The organism is Citrobacter sedlakii NBRC 105722, assembly GCF_000759835.1.
Taxonomy (GTDB): Bacteria; Pseudomonadota; Gammaproteobacteria; order Enterobacterales; family Enterobacteriaceae; genus Citrobacter_A; species Citrobacter_A sedlakii.
In genome coordinates this window covers 336,827-354,284 of the sequence record NZ_BBNB01000001.1, presented here as the reverse complement: position 1 = coordinate 354,284, position 17,458 = coordinate 336,827, and the positions used below count along the sequence as shown (strand labels likewise).

20 protein-coding genes and 1 pseudogene are annotated in these 17,458 nt (G+C 53.8%); 9 read left to right on the top strand and 12 right to left on the bottom strand.

What is annotated here, in order from left to right:
- Positions 1 to 44: 44 nt before the first annotated feature.
- The 8 genes and pseudogenes from CSE01S_RS01680 to CSE01S_RS23340 form a co-directional block, all read right to left on the bottom strand.
- Positions 45 to 1,196, bottom strand: a complete 1,152-nt coding sequence (locus CSE01S_RS01680) for a carboxymuconolactone decarboxylase family protein (RefSeq protein ID WP_042283402.1) — start codon at positions 1,194 to 1,196, stop codon at positions 45 to 47.
- A 197-nt stretch (positions 1,197 to 1,393) separates the two neighbouring features.
- Positions 1,394 to 2,182, bottom strand: a complete 789-nt coding sequence (fabI, locus tag CSE01S_RS01675; RefSeq protein WP_042283398.1) for an enoyl-ACP reductase FabI — start codon at positions 2,180 to 2,182, stop codon at positions 1,394 to 1,396.
- 123 nt (positions 2,183 to 2,305) lie between these two features.
- Positions 2,306 to 3,112, bottom strand: a complete 807-nt coding sequence (sapF, locus tag CSE01S_RS01670) for a peptide ABC transporter ATP-binding protein SapF (protein WP_042283394.1) — start codon at positions 3,110 to 3,112, stop codon at positions 2,306 to 2,308.
- Between the two features lies 1 nt (position 3,113).
- Positions 3,114 to 4,106 carry a peptide ABC transporter ATP-binding protein SapD gene (sapD, locus tag CSE01S_RS01665; protein WP_042283390.1) on the bottom strand — a complete coding sequence of 331 codons (993 nt, stop codon included), beginning with the start codon at positions 4,104 to 4,106 and terminating at the stop codon, positions 3,114 to 3,116.
- Complete coding sequence (gene sapC, locus CSE01S_RS01660; RefSeq protein WP_042283387.1) at positions 4,106 to 4,996, bottom strand: peptide ABC transporter permease SapC; 891 nt, start codon at positions 4,994 to 4,996, stop codon at positions 4,106 to 4,108. Before sapC ends, sapD begins: the two co-directional genes overlap by 1 nt.
- The gene (sapB, locus tag CSE01S_RS01655) at positions 4,983 to 5,948 is read right to left on the bottom strand and encodes a peptide ABC transporter permease SapB (RefSeq protein ID WP_042283384.1); all 966 of its coding nucleotides are present in this window, start codon (positions 5,946 to 5,948) and stop codon (positions 4,983 to 4,985) included. The genes sapC and sapB overlap by 14 nt, the downstream gene beginning before the upstream one ends.
- Positions 5,945 to 7,588 (bottom strand): ABC transporter substrate-binding protein SapA, encoded by a 1,644-nt coding sequence (gene sapA, locus CSE01S_RS01650; protein WP_042283382.1) that lies wholly within the window; start codon positions 7,586 to 7,588, stop codon positions 5,945 to 5,947. Before sapA ends, sapB begins: the two co-directional genes overlap by 4 nt.
- Positions 7,589 to 7,647: 59 nt before the next feature.
- A pseudogene (locus CSE01S_RS23340) lies at positions 7,648 to 7,884 on the bottom strand (site-specific integrase); the annotation flags it as partial.
- Between CSE01S_RS23340 and CSE01S_RS23230 the strand changes: the two are divergent.
- Positions 7,815 to 8,069: a hypothetical protein gene (locus tag CSE01S_RS23230; RefSeq protein WP_167333845.1), complete on the top strand. Its 255-nt coding sequence runs from the start codon at positions 7,815 to 7,817 to the stop codon at positions 8,067 to 8,069. The pseudogene CSE01S_RS23340 and the gene CSE01S_RS23230 sit on opposite strands and share 70 nt — an antisense overlap.
- A gap of 46 nt (positions 8,070 to 8,115) precedes the next feature.
- Here the strand turns inward: CSE01S_RS23230 and CSE01S_RS01640 are convergent, their stop codons facing one another.
- The 4 genes from CSE01S_RS01640 to pspF all read right to left on the bottom strand — a co-directional run bounded on the left by CSE01S_RS01640 (position 8,116) and on the right by pspF (position 10,806).
- On the bottom strand, positions 8,116 to 8,553 hold the full coding sequence (locus CSE01S_RS01640) for a hypothetical protein (RefSeq protein WP_042283373.1): 438 nt from the start codon (positions 8,551 to 8,553) through the stop codon (positions 8,116 to 8,118).
- Positions 8,550 to 8,906, bottom strand: a complete 357-nt coding sequence (locus tag CSE01S_RS01635; protein WP_042283370.1) for a tlde1 domain-containing protein — start codon at positions 8,904 to 8,906, stop codon at positions 8,550 to 8,552. Before CSE01S_RS01635 ends, CSE01S_RS01640 begins: the two co-directional genes overlap by 4 nt.
- A gap of 10 nt (positions 8,907 to 8,916) precedes the next feature.
- Positions 8,917 to 9,408 carry an Hcp family type VI secretion system effector gene (locus CSE01S_RS01630; RefSeq protein WP_042283368.1) on the bottom strand — a complete coding sequence of 164 codons (492 nt, stop codon included), beginning with the start codon at positions 9,406 to 9,408 and terminating at the stop codon, positions 8,917 to 8,919.
- A gap of 420 nt (positions 9,409 to 9,828) precedes the next feature.
- Entirely contained in the window at positions 9,829 to 10,806 is a 978-nt protein-coding gene (pspF, locus tag CSE01S_RS01625; RefSeq protein ID WP_042283365.1) for a phage shock protein operon transcriptional activator, read from the bottom strand.
- Between the two features lie 167 nt (positions 10,807 to 10,973).
- Here pspF and pspA point away from each other — a divergent pair, with 167 nt between their 5' ends.
- The 8 genes from pspA to CSE01S_RS01585 all read left to right on the top strand — a co-directional run bounded on the left by pspA (position 10,974) and on the right by CSE01S_RS01585 (position 17,441).
- Positions 10,974 to 11,642, top strand: a complete 669-nt coding sequence (gene pspA, locus CSE01S_RS01620; protein WP_042283362.1) for a phage shock protein PspA — start codon at positions 10,974 to 10,976, stop codon at positions 11,640 to 11,642.
- A gap of 54 nt (positions 11,643 to 11,696) precedes the next feature.
- A complete protein-coding gene (gene pspB, locus CSE01S_RS01615; protein ID WP_042283359.1) occupies positions 11,697 to 11,921 on the top strand; it encodes an envelope stress response membrane protein PspB in 225 nt (74 codons plus the stop codon).
- On the top strand, positions 11,921 to 12,280 hold the full coding sequence (pspC, locus tag CSE01S_RS01610; RefSeq protein WP_042283357.1) for an envelope stress response membrane protein PspC: 360 nt from the start codon (positions 11,921 to 11,923) through the stop codon (positions 12,278 to 12,280). The genes pspB and pspC overlap by 1 nt, the downstream gene beginning before the upstream one ends.
- Positions 12,281 to 12,300: 20 nt before the next feature.
- Entirely contained in the window at positions 12,301 to 12,525 is a 225-nt protein-coding gene (pspD, locus tag CSE01S_RS01605; protein ID WP_042283355.1) for a phage shock protein PspD, read from the top strand.
- Between the two features lie 197 nt (positions 12,526 to 12,722).
- Positions 12,723 to 14,405 (top strand): sugar phosphorylase, encoded by a 1,683-nt coding sequence (locus CSE01S_RS01600; protein ID WP_392397373.1) that lies wholly within the window; start codon positions 12,723 to 12,725, stop codon positions 14,403 to 14,405.
- A 12-nt stretch (positions 14,406 to 14,417) separates the two neighbouring features.
- Positions 14,418 to 15,710, top strand: coding sequence for an ABC transporter substrate-binding protein (locus CSE01S_RS01595; RefSeq protein ID WP_042283349.1), 1,293 nt, complete (start codon positions 14,418 to 14,420; stop codon positions 15,708 to 15,710).
- Between the two features lie 20 nt (positions 15,711 to 15,730).
- Positions 15,731 to 16,612, top strand: coding sequence for a carbohydrate ABC transporter permease (locus tag CSE01S_RS01590; RefSeq protein ID WP_042283345.1), 882 nt, complete (start codon positions 15,731 to 15,733; stop codon positions 16,610 to 16,612).
- On the top strand, positions 16,599 to 17,441 hold the full coding sequence (locus CSE01S_RS01585) for a carbohydrate ABC transporter permease (RefSeq protein ID WP_042283344.1): 843 nt from the start codon (positions 16,599 to 16,601) through the stop codon (positions 17,439 to 17,441). The genes CSE01S_RS01590 and CSE01S_RS01585 overlap by 14 nt, the downstream gene beginning before the upstream one ends.
- Positions 17,442 to 17,458 lie beyond the last annotated feature (17 nt).

Here is a 17,458-nt window from a genome sequence, read left to right as displayed (position 1 = left end):
GAAACTACCTGGTGCGGCAAGCGCTCTTTATCTCTTTGCCGAGGTTAATGTGTCTCACCCAACGCGATTTTCAGGCGATTCAGCCATCCGCATAAACCGCACCACCCCAACAGGTTGATAGCCTCAATGACGGACGCGCCGCGCTCGACGAGCGGGGTGAAATGTGCGGCGCTAAAGCGGTCTGGCGCGCGCGTCAGTAATTGTAGCGCCTGAGACAAGGGTCGCTCAATCGGATGTTGTCGCTCCCAGCGTTCAATCTCATGTTCGCTCTGGCGCAGCATGGTGAGAGTCTCTGGCGAGATGCGCGGCGGCAACGCCTGCTCATTGAAGCAGCTTGCGCTACCGTTTATCCTCGCGGCCAGCAGCGCCGCGAAGTTATGCTCTGCGGTATCCGCACGAAGCGAACTGTGCAGCAATTTGCCGAGCAGTGTCAGCAGTACCGGCTGGTGCGCCAGAGCAGGGGCGAGCATCTGTAGCGCGGGCTGTGGTTGATCATGCGACGGATATTCATCTTGCTCCGCGCTGGCGTAGCGCAGTTTCACCAGATCCGGGTTTGCGACCCACACGCTCTTTTCCCGCTGAAACAGGCCTTCAGCGGCAAAGGCCTGAGTATTGAGGCCGGGTATCCAGCGCACAGCCTGACCGGACCAGGCCTGAAAAATCGCCACCATGCGCGCCTGGAAACCAACAAAGCCAATGATCTGATTAAACAGGGCCACATCCCAGGCGGACAGGCCGACGTCGGCTAAATGCTGGCGGGCACGCTGGTCGATCACCGAAGGTGAGCAGGCGAGTTGACGCGCATACTGCGTGATCTGCGCCAGCCGATGATTGCTTTCACGCGACGAATCCGGACCCGGCAGCGGCGTCAGGCGCGCGGCGTAATGATTACATAGGCGCTGTACGCCACACGCCTGCGCCACGGTTAAGGCGGTGCTCATGCGTTCATAAGCGCTAAAGGTATGCAGGCGGGTAAGTGGAACGTGATCGGGAAACAGTTCGTTCGCCAACTGGCGGGCGGGTTGCAGCCAGGAGTGAAAAGAATGCTGCATCACGTCGGGAATCGTCAAATCCAGCAAAAAGCGGTCTTCTACGTGAGCCGCTTCCGGCACAAGTGGCAAAACGTCCTGCGGCCAGGTGCTGGACTGGGTCTCATGATACCACTGGTTTTTGCCGTTGAATTGGCGTTGTTCCATGGGCGTTCCTTGGTCTGTATGTGGCGACCCGGACTCGTCGTGGCTACCTCACGCCGGATCGTTTTTGCTGCTTTATCCTGGCGTAAGCGGGGGAAGGGGAAAAAGATTGTTACGTGATAACAAAGATCAAAAAGGTATATTGCCGGGCAGAACGTGTTCATGGGCGGCAGAACGCCGCCCACAGGAAGGCTGAAAGCTTATTTCAGTTCCAGTTCGTTCATCGCGGCGATGCTGAAACCGCCGTCAACGTGAACGACTTCACCGGAGATACCACCGGACAGGTCGGAGCACAGGAATGCGGCGGAGTTACCGACATCTTCAATGGTGACGGTACGACGAATCGGGGTAACCGCTTCGCAATGCGCCAGCATTTTACGGAAGTCTTTAATGCCGGAAGCCGCCAGTGTACGGATCGGACCCGCAGAGATGGCGTTTACGCGCACGCCTTCCGGACCCATTGCATTCGCCATGTAACGCACGTTGGCTTCCAGAGAGGCTTTCGCCAGGCCCATCACGTTGTAGTTCGGGATCGCGCGCTCTGCGCCAAGGTAGGAAAGGGTCAGCAGGGCAGAACCCGGATTCAGCATAGCGCGGCACGCTTTCGCCATCGCCACGAAGCTGTAGGAGCTGATGTCATGGGCGATTTTGAAGCCTTCACGGGTTACCGCATTGACATAGTCGCCGTCCAACTGGTCGCCCGGAGCGAAACCGATGGAATGAACAAAACCGTCAAATTTCGGCCATGCTTTACCCAGTTCAGCGAACATGGCATTGATGCTTTCATCTTCCGCCACATCGCACTGCAGGACGATGTTCGAACCCAGTTGTGCGGCAAATTCTTCCACGCGGCCTTTCAGTTTGTCGTTCTGGTAGGTGAACGCCAGCTCTGCGCCTTCGCGATGCATCGCCTGAGCGATACCGTAGGCGATGGACAATTTGCTGGCAAGACCGGTGACCAGAATACGCTTACCGGAAAGAAAACCCATAGCTTAAATCCTTATGTTATTGTTGTGGCGCCCAGCCGCGTAAAGGGACGGGGCGTCGTTAAAACGCGGCGATTCTAACACGAGACGCCGGGAGAGTTAATCCGACCACTGCATGAAGCCGTTTTAGCGGTCTTTTCGCCACGCATCCGCGGTGAGCGCTTCGCCAAAATGACCGGCAATCAGTCGCTTTGTCAGGTCGTGGAGCGGTGAAGCCAGCACATCAGCGGTACTGCCGCGCTCCACCACTTCTCCCTGATGCATCACTAAAACCTGGTCGCTGATGTGCTTCATCATGCCAAGATGCTGGGTGACGTAAATATAAGAGATACCCTGTTTCTCCTGCAATTCCAGCATCAGGTTTATTAACTGCGAGCGCATCGACATATCGAGCGACGCCAGCGCCTCATCGGCAATGATCACTTTCGGGCGTAATATCAGCGCGCGCGCCAGTCCCAGACGCTGCTTTTGCCCTGGCGCCAGCATGTGCGGGTAATAACTGACGTGATCGGGCAGCAGACCGACCATGCGCATGGTTTCAATGATCTGTTTACGCCGCTGCTCCGCCTCCAGATTCGTATTCAGACGCAGTGGGAAATCGAGAATTTGCGAAATCCGCTGACGCGGGTTAAGCGACGTTGACGGATCCTGGAAAATCATGCGGATGCGCTGGCTGCGAAACGAATAATCGCCGAATTTCAGCGGGTGATCGTCGATCAGCAGTTCGCCGCCGCTCGGCTCGACCATTCCCGCCAGCATTTTCGCCAGCGTCGACTTACCGGAACCGTTCTCGCCGATAATCGCCAGCGTCTGGCGTTCACGCAGGGTAAAACTGAGTGGTTTTACCGCTTCTACCGTCTGGCGACGAAACCAGCCGGTGCGGTAGCGAAAGGTTTTACTCAGGTTGCGCACTTCGAGCAGGGTCTCAACCATGTCACACTCTCTCCATGTTCAGCGGGAAATGACAAGCGTAGAGATGGTTTTTCGCTCCGGTCAGACGCGGTGTTTCAATACATTCTCGCTGCGCATACGGGCAGCGCGGCCCCAGACGGCAGCCTATCGGTAATTGTTCCAGCAACGGAATCGCCCCGGGCATGGTGTTCAAACGACTTTTATGCGGCATCGCGCTGCCAAAGTCAGGAATGGCGCGGATCAGCGCCTGGGTGTAAGGATGATGGGGAATAGTCACCAGTTCTTTACTTGGCGCCGTTTCCACCGTCTGCCCACAATACAGCACGTTAATTCTGTCTGCCCACTGGCTGAGCATCTGCAGGTCATGGCTGATCAGCAAAATGGTGGTATTGCTGTTCTGGTTCAGACGCGTCAGCAGACGGAAAATTTGCGCCTGGGTGGTCGGCTCCATCGCGTTTGTCGGTTCGTCGGCAATCAGCAGGCGCGGCTGGTTAGCCAGCGCGATGGCAATCATGACCTTCTGACACTCGCCGTCGGTCAGCTCATACGGGAAGCTGCGCATGGCGTCTTTATGATCTTTGATCCCAACGCGGTGCAGCAGTTCAATGGCGCGACGCTTGCGCCAGCCGACACGTTGCCACCAGCGGCCTTTATAGGTCCAGGCCGGAATATTTTGCATCAACTGCCGACCGACGCGTTCTGACGGATCCAGACACGACTGCGGCTCCTGAAAAATCATCGAGACGTTATGTCCCACCAGCTTGCGCCGTTCGCGCGGAGAGAGGCGCAGCAGGTCGATATCGTCGAAGCGCATACGGTCAGCGGTTACGCGCCAGTTATCTTTGGCGACGCCGCAGATCGCTTTGGCGATCAGACTCTTACCGGAGCCAGATTCACCCACCAGCCCGCGGATCTCGCCTTCACTTAAGGTCATGCTCACGCGGTCGACGGCTTTTACCCATTCATCACCGGTTTTGAATTCAATGGTCAGGTTGCGGATATCCAGTAACGGCATTATTCGACCCCCGCAATAATCGCCCGGCGTACGCCGTCACCAAGCAGGTTGACCAACAGAACGCTAATCATGATCGCCGCGCCGGGCAGCATGACTGTCCACGGCGCAACGTAAATCAGCTCCAGCGCATCGCCAAGCATCGCGCCCCATTCAGGAGAGGGGAGTTGCGCGCCAAGGTCGAGAAAACCGAGCGCGGCAATATCCAGAATCGCCATCGACAACGCGCGGGTGATTTCCGTCACCAACCCGGCGGTGATATTAGGCAGTACGGCAAACCAGAGAATGTTCAGCGTGGATGCGCCATCGAGGCGGGCGGCAATAACGTACTCTTTTTCCAGTTCGTCGTGCACCATACTGTAAACCGAACGTACCATTCTGGGCAGCAACGCCAGCCAGACGGCAAACATGGCGTGAACCAGATGCGGTCCTGCAAACGCCACGACGATAATGGCCAGCAGCAGTGACGGAATCGACAACAGCGTATCAAGAATATGGTTCAGCACGGCGGAGCGCAGGCCGTGGGTCGCTCCCGCAATCACCCCCAGCAGCAGGCCGCAAAGCGTCGCCGCCACGGTAACGATAAACGCGCCGCCCACTGTCGGCGCCGCGCCGCTTAACAGGCGACTTAGCACGTCCCGTCCTAAATCGTCGGTGCCGAGGAAGAACGACACCTCGCCGTAGCGGGACCAGGACGGCGGCAACAGTTGATAGCCGAGGAATTGCTGGTCGATACCATACGGCGCAAACCAACCGCCAAAGACGCACAGCAGCGCCAGACCCGCACAGCCGTACAGGCCAACCATTGCCGTGGCATCGCCATAAAATTTCCGCCACGCGGTGCGCAGCGTACCTGGCGGGCGCTTTTCGCTATAAACGCTATCGTAAGGCATACCATTCCTTATGTTTCAGAGGGTTAGCCATAGCACCCAAAATATCAGAAATCACGTTGACGATAATGACCAGCGATCCTATCACCATTACTCCTGCGGAGATCGCCGCGTAGTCCTGTTGGCGTATCGCATTAATCAGCCAGCGCCCCAGCCCCGGCCAGCTAAAGACCATCTCGGTAATCATTGCCAGCGTCAGCATGGTGGAAAACTGGAGGCCAAGGCGAGGAATCACCGGCGGCAGCGCGTTGTGCAATACATGACGGCGCAAGATCGTGAAGCGGGAAAGACCGCGCGTGGCGGCGGCTTTGACGTAGTTCTGGTCGAATACCTCGATGGTGCTGATGCGCATTAAGCGGATCACTTCCGTGGTTGGCGCGACCGCCAGGGTTAACACCGGCAGCACCATATGGCGCAGCGCGCTCATGATCATCTCGTCGCGCCAGGGCGAATCAGAAATCCAGGCGTCGACAATCGCCAGCCCGGTGACGGGCTTCACTTCGTATAGCAGATCAAAACGACCAGATACCGGCAGCCAGCCGAGGGTCAGCGAAAAGAACAGCGTCAGCAACAGCGCCAGCCAGAAGACGGGAATGGAAAAGCCGAGCAGGGCGAGTGCGCTAATCAGTCGATCCTGCCATTTATTGCGCGTGATGCCCGCCAGCATCCCTACCGGGATCCCCACCATCAGCGCGAAGCCAAACGCCAGCGTACACAGCTCCATCGTGGCGGGAAACACCTCTTTAAGCTGTTCAGAGATCAGCTGTCCGTTAATGCTCGATACGCCAAAATCCCAGTGAAGAAGACCGCTGAACCAGAAGACCCACGCATTCCACAACGACGCGCCCTGAAGCGGCGCGTGTGGAGTAAAGTAGCTCAGGCTGAAGCCGATAAAGGTCAGGAAAAAAAGCGTGACCATCAGCAACAGGATGCGGCGTAAGGTGAAAATAATCATGGTTTACTCACCTCAACGGTTTTTTCACGCGAAACGCCCGCGAACGAGGCGTTGCCAAACGGACTCAGCACCAGCCCTTTAATATCGTAACGGTAGGCCTGCAGACGCAACGAAGAGGCCAGCGGCAGAATCGGCAGCTCTTTGGCGAGAATCGTTTGCGCCTCATCGTAGGCGTCAATGCGGGCGGAAAGCTGTTGCGATGACAGGGCTTTTCGCAGTACCCGATCAAACGTCGGATCACACCAGTGGGCGAAATTGGTTTGCGACTGGATTGCCGCACAGCTTAACAGCGGACGGAAAAAACTGTCCGGGTCGTTACTGTCGGTCGCCCAGCCGGACAATGTCAGATCATGATTCATGTCCATCAACCGCGCCTCCTGGAAACGCCCTTCAACCGGCACAATCACCACTTTCACGCCGACCTGCGCCATATCCGCCTGAATCAGTTCGGCGGTTTTCAGCGGGCTGGGGTTCCATGCCTGAGAGCTGGTCGGCACCCACAGATGCAGGGTGAGGTTTTCCAGCCCCAGCGCTTTCAACTGCTCGCGAGATTTCGCTGGATTGTATTCGGTAATTTTAGCCTCGTTGTCATAGGCCCACGAGGCGCGCGGCAAAATAGAAGCCGCCGTTTCCGCTGTGCCGTAATAAATTGACTGCATCAGACGTTGGTTATTGATCGACAACGCCAGCGCATGGCGGACCGCGGGGTTATTCAGCGGCGGTTTATCGGTATTAAACGCCAGATAGGCGATATTCATTCCCGGACGCAGGGTCAGGCGCAGACGGGGGTCATCGCGCAGAATTGTCAGTTGACTGGCGGCGGGCCAGGCCAACACATCACATTCGCCGGTGAGCAGCTTCGACAGGCGGCCAGTACCGCCGGACCCTAAATCCACGACTACCTGTGGCATCAACGGTTTGCCGCGCCAGAAACTGTCGTGCCGTTGCAGACGAATGAACTGGCCGGCGCGGTATTCCGACAGCTGAAACGGCCCGGTGCCGACCGGCTGCCTGTCGAGCAACTCCTGACGATCCTGCTTCGTTAACTGCGCCGCATATTCCGCGGACATCACCGACGCATAGTGGGTGGCGAGGTGCCATAAAAACGAGGCGTCCGGCTGCGCCAGGCGAAACTCCACGGTATTACCGTCGATTTTGCGGACGCTCTGGACGTTATCCGCAAACTGCAGACTGTCGAAATAAGGGAAGTTGCCGCCGTTGACGTTATGCCATGGATGCTGGCGATCAAAAATGCGCTGAAAGGTAAACACCACGTCGTCGGCGTTCAGCTTACGGGTTGGCGTAAACCAGGCTGTTTTCTGAAACGGGACGTCGCGGCGCAGATGAAAACGGTAGGTTGCGCCGTTATCCAGCACCTCCCAACGTTCCGCCAGCTCCGGCACCAGGCGATAGGTATAAGGATCGACGTCCAGCAGTCGGTCATATAACTGCGCGGCAAGCGTGTCGACGATCAGTCCACTGCTCGCTTTTTGAGGGTTGAAGGTGTTGACCTGCCCACTGACACAATAAACGAAGCCGCTGTCGCGGATATCTTCATGCGAAGGCGCTTCAGGCGCAGCAGCAGCCTGACCACGCAGGAGTCCAGCCATCACGATCAGAGACGATATAACCAGGCGCATAATTTTTAAGGGATTATATATAAAGTATCTATCTTACTAATATTTAATAACATTTGCTATTACCGTTTGTATTTTGGGGCATCATGGGGCAGACGTGTTGGCAATCGCGCGTTCAGCATCGCGACCTGATCAGCATTCATACCGGCTATCCATTTTGACTATACCTCATAAACCATCTTAGCATTCTCATGCCCCATATGACTCGCAATAAACGATAAGTAGGCTTTTGCAGACAGCAACCAACACGCGTAAGTATGCCGAGATTGATATGGCGGATGCCGCCGAATACCTGAACGCCTGGTTATGTCAAAATGGCGGATCGTTCGGGTTGAGAGAGACACCCAAACGCACCATACAGGAACTTTCTATTGAAACCTTTGCTTTGCAATGCGCGGTTAACGCAGAAACTGCCTGCGAAAGCCAGATTGCGGAACGTTCGGCCCTCATGTCTGAAATAGCCTTGTGGGTCGGCAAAGGGTAAACATAAACGCGGAATTGACAGTAAAGCCCGGCCTGCCGGGCGATAATTATCTCCGCTGTCGCGCCTGATCACCTTTCCATTCTTCAAACGATGCCTCCAGTATCCAGAGGCACTGTGCACCTTCGAAAGTCCTGAGTAGCGCACTACGCGTTCGCATATAAAAAACGTCAATTTCTTCAACGGTTCTTTCAGTTGGGACGGTGCAGACAAGATTGCTGCCAATCATGTGCGGCCAGTCATGTGCATCAATTTTTTGCAATGCCCGTAACGCGCCAGGTGTGTTTGATGTGAGCGCGCTTGCAAGGGCATCCTCCAGTTCCTGCGCCTGCTTTGCATTTGCCGTCGCTGCGAGTGATGCAATCTGCTCCAGACTTGCCGGATCCCCGCTGGCAACACCACTTACGATTTTATCCCAGTCGCTTCTTTTCGACAGCGCCGGAAATGAAAGACAGGCCGACAGTAGCAGAGCAAGCCGCAGCCTCATCGCACCACCTCTATACTTCCCCCGTCACGCAGAATATTTCGTCGCGTTGAGAGCGACATAATAATGCAGCCCTCAGAGGCGAATCCTGCCGGACCGTGCTTGCGTTCGCCATGTATTCTGAATTCCGAACGCCCGAAATTTTCAGCCGATGTTTGTTCAAGAATAATAGTGACCGGGCCTTTTGAATTAGAATGCCCCGTGATTTTATATGTCCCGCGAGGGAGTGGACCCAACCCCTTAACATGCTGACGATCCGGATTGTTTTTGTTTGTCAGCGCACCGGAATAGCCAGTCTCGATCAACTTTCCGTCCTTGTACATTTTCCCCGTGCTTTGCTCATATTTCCAACCCATATTTTTGCTCCTATGCGGTTTTCCTGTCATTCCAGCTATCCGAGTGAATAATATTTCCGTCAGCAAAGCGCCAGGTGATTTTCTCGTATAGCAATTCGACGAGTTCAATGTGATTATGTCTCTCATAATCAGGGCTTTTGACATCGAGCATTATCGGACAAACGCTCACAATCGTTACTCCCTCCATCAGGACTGAAAAATACTCGACCTCCTGTCCGGCATCGTTAATTTTATATAATTTAACCTCAGCGGATTTTAGCCGCTGACCTGTGGTAACGGCCTTGTAAAGATACGGGCTGGAAGAGTCTATTTCTTTATCAAAAGAAAACGGGGAATGAGCGCGCAAACCGGTCGCCTTACCAGTGTGTTTATCTGTAGGCTGCAAAACACCATGATTAAAGCCGATGATTTCGATACTTCCGTCACGATCCCTTACGTCTACCGAACCCTTAATATCCTCACCGCCATCGTCTTTCAGCCAGAGATAGGCTGGTATCGCCATTCTTAAAACTCCATTTCTACTGTTAAAAATAGTAATAAACACGTTATTATTCGAACGTGCAGCACACTAAATGCTATAGCTTTGACGTATAGCTTTTTGATATTCATATAAAAAATGTAAAACTTGAAATATATAAACCCTGGCGGATTTTTGTGCAAAATTGAGAGTTTCGAAGGGTGGATTGTGTGGGGGGGAAACGCGATTGGGGCAGGAAAAGGGGCACTAAAATGACTCGCATTGTCTTCGTGTTAATTATTATAACTCTATTTTTAATAATGAAATGTTGATTTCTAAGGGGCGTTAAAAAATAATTTTTAAGGTTTTGAGATTCGATTTGCAAAGTGTATCGCACTTCGGCCCGTCAGGTAAAAATGGCTGTAGGTAACTGACGCAAAACTGCGCAAATTCGCCGTGAAAACGCTAAATCTGATGCTTTTTAAGCAACGCACGCAGCTGGTGGTAGGTCAGACCGAGCAGTTCAGCCGCCCGTTTCTGATTAAATTTCGCCTGCTGCAGGCTCAGTTGCAGCAGGTTTTTTTCCTGCTGTTGCTGATATTCGCGCAAATCCAGGGGCAGGGAGGGGACCGACGCGGGAGCGTCAGTCTGTGACGGGAGGCGGTTTTCCTCACGTTTGAACGGATCGAGAATGATCTCATCGAGCGGCGCGTCGCTGGTGCCATGACGGTATACAGAACGTTCAACGACGTTTTTTAATTCACGGATGTTACCGGGCCAGGCGTAGGTCATCAGCGTTTCTCTGGCGCGGTCGGTGAAACCAGGGAATAACGGCAGGCGTATTTCACGGCACATCTGAATGGCAAAATGTTCCGCCATCAGCATGATATCGGCCTGCCGTTCGCGCAGAGGCGGCAATTGCACAACATCAAACGCCAGGCGATCCAGCAGGTCTGCGCGGAATGTGCCTTCTTTCACCATCGCCGGTAGGTCGGCATTGGTCGCACAGACCAGCCGCACGTTCACCTGTAATGGCTGGCTGCCGCCGACACGCTCCAGTTCACCGTATTCAATGACGCGGAGCAGCTTTTCCTGCACCAGCATCGGCGCGGTGGCGAGCTCATCCAAAAACAATGTCCCGCCATCGGCGCGTTCAAAGCGACCGGGATGCCGTTTTTGCGCCCCGGTAAATGCGCCAGCTTCGTGACCGAACAGTTCGCTGTCGAGCAAATTTTCATTGAGCGCGGCGCAATTGAGAGAAATAAACGGCCCCTGCCAACGGGAAGAGAGATAATGCAGGCGGTTAGCGATAAGCTCTTTACCGGTGCCGCGTTCACCGATGATCAGGACCGGTTTATCCAGTGGCGCCAGACGTGAAACCTGTTCGAGGACCTCGAGAAAACTGTTGGCCTCACCTAAAAGATTGTCTTTGTATTCTGCCATGATGAATTTCGCCACTTGTTGGTGTATTTCACCACTTTACGCTGTTTTTGTGCCGAGGTAAAACTGTACGTTACTTGGTATTTCAGTGAGTTAAAAAGTTGGCACGAGGATTGTATTACACATTCAGCAGGGCATCGCCCGACATCAAAAAATATGAGGACTGAATTATGGGTATTTTTTCTCGTTTTGCCGACATCGTGAACGCCAACATCAACGCGCTGCTTGAAAAAGCGGAAGATCCGCAGAAGCTGGTTCGCCTGATGATTCAGGAGATGGAAGACACACTGGTTGAAGTTCGTTCCAATTCCGCTCGCGCGCTGGCAGAAAAGAAACAGCTATCCCGCCGTATTGAGCAGGCCACTGCGCAGCAGACCGAGTGGCAGGAAAAAGCGGAGCTGGCGCTGCGTAAAGATAAAGACGACCTGGCGCGTGCCGCGCTGATCGAAAAACAGAAGTTGACCGATCTGATCGTGACGCTCGAGCAGGAAGTGGCGCTGGTGGAAGATACGCTGACGCGCATGAAGAAAGAGATTGGCGAGCTGGAAAATAAACTCAGCGAAACCCGCGCCCGCCAGCAGGCGTTGATGTTGCGCCATCAGGCGGCCAGTTCTTCCCGCGATGTTCGCCGCCAGCTCGACAGCGGCAAGATCGATGAAGCGATGGCGCGCTTTGAATCTTTTGAACGTCGCATCGATCAAATGGAAGCTGAAGCGGAAAGCCACAGCTTTGGGAAGAAACCGACGCTGGACCAGCAGTTCGCTGACCTGAAAGCCGATGATGAGATCGGCGAGCAACTGGCGCAACTGAAAGCCAAAATGCAGCAAGACAAGCAATAATAATACCTGGCGGCGCCCGAACGCGCCGCCGCTCATCACCTGTAAGGAGTACACATGAGCGCGCTATTTCTGGCCATTCCGCTAACCATTTTCGTGCTGTTTGTGCTGCCGATTTGGTTATGGCTGCATTACAGCAACCGTTCCGGTCGCGGCGAACTCTCGCAGAGCGAGCAACAGCGTTTAGTCCAACTTACCGACGACGCCAGACGAATGCGTGAACGTATTCAGGCGCTGGAAGCGATTCTTGACGCGGAACATCCGAACTGGAGGGAACGTTAATGGGAGGCATTAACCTGAACAAAAAATTATGGCGCATCCCCCAACAAGGGATGGTACGCGGCGTGTGCGCGGGCATCGCGCAATACCTCGACGTGCCGGTGAAACTGGTGCGCATTCTGGTGGTGCTGTCGATCTTTTTTGGTCTGGCATTCTTTACCCTGGTTGCCTACATCGTGCTGTCTTTTGTGCTTGATCCGATGCCGGACAACCTGGCCGCAGTCGAAAACCAGCCTACCAGCGGAGAACTGCTGGACGCGGTTGATAAAGAGCTGGCGGCGGGGGAGAAGCGCCTGCGTGAGATGGAGCGCTATGTCACCTCGGATACGTTTACGTTACGTAGCCGTTTCCGTCAGCTGTAATGAATTCAGTGAGGGCTAAGATGAATAATCGCTGGCAACGCGCCGGGCAAAAGGTGAAACCCGGTATGAAAATAGCAGGTAAGCTGGTACTTCTGACGGCGCTGCGTTACGGTCCGGCAGGTGTGGCGGGCTGGGCAGTGAAGTCCGTCGCCCGTCGTCCGCTGAAAATGTTGCTGGCGCTCGCGCTTGAACCCTTATTAAGCCGGATGGCTGCAAAAATATCAAAACGTTATTCCAAAAATTAATCCTGTCGATTACGGGCCGCCCGGTCCGTAACAAATAAATCACAATTTAAAAATTAATTTGCGGCAGCTCACAAATACGATTTTTGGGCTGCCAAAATGGTTTTTTTTCGCCGCGAAAACCCCGTGTCCTGCATTGACAGCTAATTTTACCGGGAGTAGTCTCTTGCGTCATGGGACCGCTACCACGGAAAAATCAAGTGAAGCACAAAATTCAGGAATGCCTCAGTTTTGTCTGTGAAGATTCATGGACGCATCGTCATGATGAAATGCTCAACGCGCGAATAGAAAACGCGCGAAAGGTTATTACGAAAAAGCGTAAACCACACTGGGATGAAAGCGATGTGGTGTTGATTACTTACGCCGACCAATTTCACAGTGAAAAAGAAAAACCACTGCCTACATTTAATCGGTTCTATTCCCGGTGGTTGGCGTCAATATTCTCCCATGTCCATCTGCTGCCCTTTTATCCCTGGTCTTCTGACGATGGTTTCTCGGTCATCGATTATTATAAGGTCGCCGAAGAAACAGGGGACTGGCAGGATATCGCGGCGTTAAATAAATCCTGTCAATTGATGTTTGATTTTGTCTGTAATCATATGTCGGCGAAAAGCGAGTGGTTCGCACATTATTTACAGCAGACGCCGGGATTTGAACAATTCTTTATTGAAATGGATCCGCAGACCGATCTGAGCGCGGTCACGCGTCCGCGCGCATTACCGCTGCTGACGCCGTTTACTCTGAAAGATAATAGCGTGCGTCATTTATGGACCACCTTCAGCGAAGATCAGATCGACCTCAACTATGCCAATCCGGATGTATTGCTGGCGATGGTCGACGTGCTGCTGACTTACCTTGAACACGGGGCTGATTATGTGCGTCTCGACGCAGTAGGCTTTATGTGGAAAACGCCGGGCACAAGCTGCATTCATCTGGAAAAGACCCACCGGTTGATAAAGCTGTTTCGCGCTATCGCCGATGACGTCGCGCCTGGCACGGCAATTATCACGGAAACCAACGTTCCGCATAAAGACAACATTTCCTATCTGGGCAACGGGCTGGACGAAGCCCACATGGTCTATCAGTTTTCGCTGCCGCCGCTGGTTCTGCACGCCGTGCACCGCCAGGACACCCGCGCGCTCAGTCAGTGGGCGCAGTCGCTGACGCTGCCGTCACAGCAGACCACCTGGTTTAACTTCCTTGCCTCTCACGATGGCATTGGTCTGAATCCGCTACGCGGATTGCTGCCGGAAGACGATATTTTAGCGTTAGTCGCCGACCTGCAAAAACAAGGGGCGTTGGTTAACTGGAAGAATAACCCGGACGGTACGCGCAGCCCGTATGAAATCAATGTCACCTACATGGATGCGTTAAGTTCGCGCGACAGCAGCGATTCACAACGTCTGGCGAAATTTATGCTGGCTCATGCGTTGTTATTGACCTTTCCGGGTGTGCCGGCCATCTATATTCAAAGTATTCTCGGCTCACGTAATGATTACGAAGGCGTGGAAAAATTAGGTTATAACCGGGCGATTAACCGTAAGAAATATCAGCGAGAAGCGATTGAAAATGAATTAATGGCAGAGGATTCGCTGCGTCATCAGGTATATCAATCTTTATCGCGGCTGGTGAAGATTCGCCGAAATAATCACGCCTTCCATCCGGAAAGTGATTTTACCATTTGCAGTATTACGCCTGCGGTAATGAAAATCGTTCGCGCGGCGAATACCGACGAAAAAATCACGGCTTTATTTAACTTCAGTGATTGCATTCAGACCGTTGACGCGGGGGTAAACTCCGGCATCGATTTAATGACGGAAACCCTGGTTTCCGGCGAAACATTAACGCTGCAACCCTGGCAGGTTATGTGGATTAAAAAATAAAAGGAACATCTGATGCTTAAAACAAAAATTGTGCTGTTATCAGCACTGGTTTCCTGCGCCCTGATTTCAGGCTGTAAGGAAGATAAACCCGACCATGTGACGATTGAATTTATGCACTCGTCTGTCGAACAGGAGCGTCAGGCCGTTATTACTACGCTTATTGAACGGTTTGAAAAAGCGAATCCTGAGATCACCGTGAAGCAGGTTCCGGTGGAAGAAGACGCCTATAACACAAAGGTCATTACGCTTGCGAGAAGCGGGTCACTGCCGGAAGTGATCGAAACCAGCCATGACTACGCGAAAGTGATGGACAAAGAGCAGCTCATTGACCGGGAAGCGGTGACGAATGTCATCCAGACCGTGGGCGAAAATGCTTTTTATGACGGGGTGCTGCGGATTGTCCGCACTGAAGACGGCAGCGCGTGGACCGGGGTGCCGGTGAGCGCCTGGATCGGCGGCATCTGGTATCGCAAAGACGTGCTGGCTAACGCCGGACTCAACGAACCGAAAAACTGGCAGGATCTGCTGAATGTCGCCCAGACCCTGAACGATCCGGCGCATAAGAAATATGGCATCGCGTTGCCCACCGCGGAAAGCGTGCTGACCGAGCAGTCTTTCTCCCAGTTCGCGCTCTCAAATAAAGCGAATGTGTTTAACGCTGAGGGACACATCACGCTCAACACGCCGGAGATGACCCGTGCGCTGAGCTATTACCGCGATCTGGCAGCCAATACCATGCCAGGCTCCAACGACATCATGGAGGTGAAAGACGCTTTCATGAACGGCACCGCGCCAATGGCGATGTATTCGACGTATATTCTGCCAGCCATCATGAAGGAGGGCGATCCGCAGAACATCGGGTTTGTGGTGCCAACCGAAGAGACGTCGGCGGTTTACGGCATGTTGACTTCGCTGACCATTACCAGCGGCCAGAAAGAAGAAGAAACCGAAGCGGCCGAGAAATTTGTCGCGTTCATGGAACAAGCCGACAACATCGCCGACTGGGTGATGATGTCGCCGGGCGCGGCGCTGCCGGTGAACAAAGCGGTGGTGGGCACCAAAACCTGGCAGGACAACGGCGTCATCAAAGCGCTAGGCGAGCTGCCGGGGCAACTGATTGCGGAACTGCCGAACATTCAGGTGTTTGGCGCGGTAGGGGACAAAAACTTTACCCGTATGGGCGATGTGACGGGATCCGGTGTCGTCAGTTCGATGGTGCATAACGTGACAGTCGGCAAAGCTGATCTGTCCTCAACGCTTCAGGAAAGCCAGAAAAAACTGGATACCCTGATTGAGCAGCGTTAATGGCTAAGAGGAACGCAGTTATGACCCGATTATTTTCAGGTCGATCCGATATGCCTTTTGCGCTGCTGCTCCTGGCGCCCAGCCTGTTGCTGCTGGGCGGCCTGGTGGCCTGGCCGATGATATCGAACATCGAAATCAGCTTTTTGCGCTTGCCGCTAAACCCGCGCATCGACGCCACCTTTGTGGGGTTGAGCAACTACATTCGCATCCTTTCCGATCCCGGATTCTGGCATTCGCTGTGGATGACGGTGTGGTACACCGCGCTGGTGGTGGCAGGCAGTACCGTGCTCGGGCTGGGCGTAGCGATGTTCTTCAACCGTGAATTCCGCCTGCGCAAGACGGCGCGTTCACTGGTGATCCTCTCCTACGTGACGCCGTCGATTTCGCTGGTGTTCGCCTGGAAGTACATGTTCAACAACGGCTACGGCATTGTGAACTATCTCGGCGTGGATCTGCTGCATCTCTACGATCAGGCGCCGCTGTGGTTCGACAATCCCGGCAGCAGTTTTGTGCTGGTGGTGTTGTTCGCCATCTGGCGCTACTTCCCGTATGCGTTTATCTCGTTTCTGGCGATTTTGCAGACCATTGATAAGTCACTGTACGAAGCGGCGGAAATGGACGGCGCTAATGCCTGGCAACGTTTTCGCATTGTCACGCTGCCAGCGATTATGCCCGTACTGGCGACGGTGATTACGCTGCGCACCATCTGGATGTTCTACATGTTCGCCGACGTGTATCTGTTGACCACCAAGGTCGATATTCTCGGGGTCTATCTCTACAAAACGGCCTTTGCCTTTAATGACTTAGGGAAAGCGGCAGCGATCTCGGTGGTGCTTTTCATCATTATCTTCGCCGTCATTTTGCTGACCAGAAAACGGGTGAACCTCAATGGCAACAAATAAACGCAAACTCGGACGTGTCGTTTTTTACTGCGGCCTGATCGTCTTTCTTATTATCACGCTGTTTCCTTTTTTCGTGATGCTGATGACGTCGTTCAAAAGCGCGAAAGAGGCGATTTCGCTGCATCCGACGCTGTTGCCGCAGCAGTGGACGCTGGAACACTATGTCGACATTTTTAACCCGCTGATTTTTCCTTTTGTCGATTACTTCCGCAACAGCCTGGTGGTGTCGGTGGTGTCGTCGGTCGTGGCCGTGTTTCTGGGGACGCTGGGCGCGTATGCGCTCTCCCGCCTGCGCTTTAAAGGGCGGATGACCATCAACGCCAGCTTTTACACAGTGTACATGTTCTCCGGCATTTTGCTGGTGGTGCCGCTGTTCAAGATCATCACCGCGCTCGGGATTTACGACACCGAAATGGCGTTGATCGTCACAATGGTGACCCAGACCCTGCCGACCGCCGTGTTCATGCTGAAAAGCTACTTCGACACCATTCCGGATGAGATCGAAGAAGCGGCGATGATGGATGGGTTGAACCGTCTGCAAATTATTTTCCGTATTACCGTTCCGCTGGCGATGTCGGGGCTGGTGTCGGTCTTTGTCTACTGCTTCATGGTGGCGTGGAACGACTATCTGTTTGCCTCCATTTTCCTCTCCAGCGCCAGCAACTTCACGTTGCCGGTGGGACTGAACACCCTGTTCAGCACGCCAGATTACATCTGGGGACGCATGATGGCGGCGTCGCTGGTGACGGCACTGCCTGTCGTCATTATGTATGCGCTTTCCGAACGTTTTATTAAGAGTGGTTTGACCGCTGGTGGCGTGAAGGGCTAAGGCGGCCAGTTTTTAAT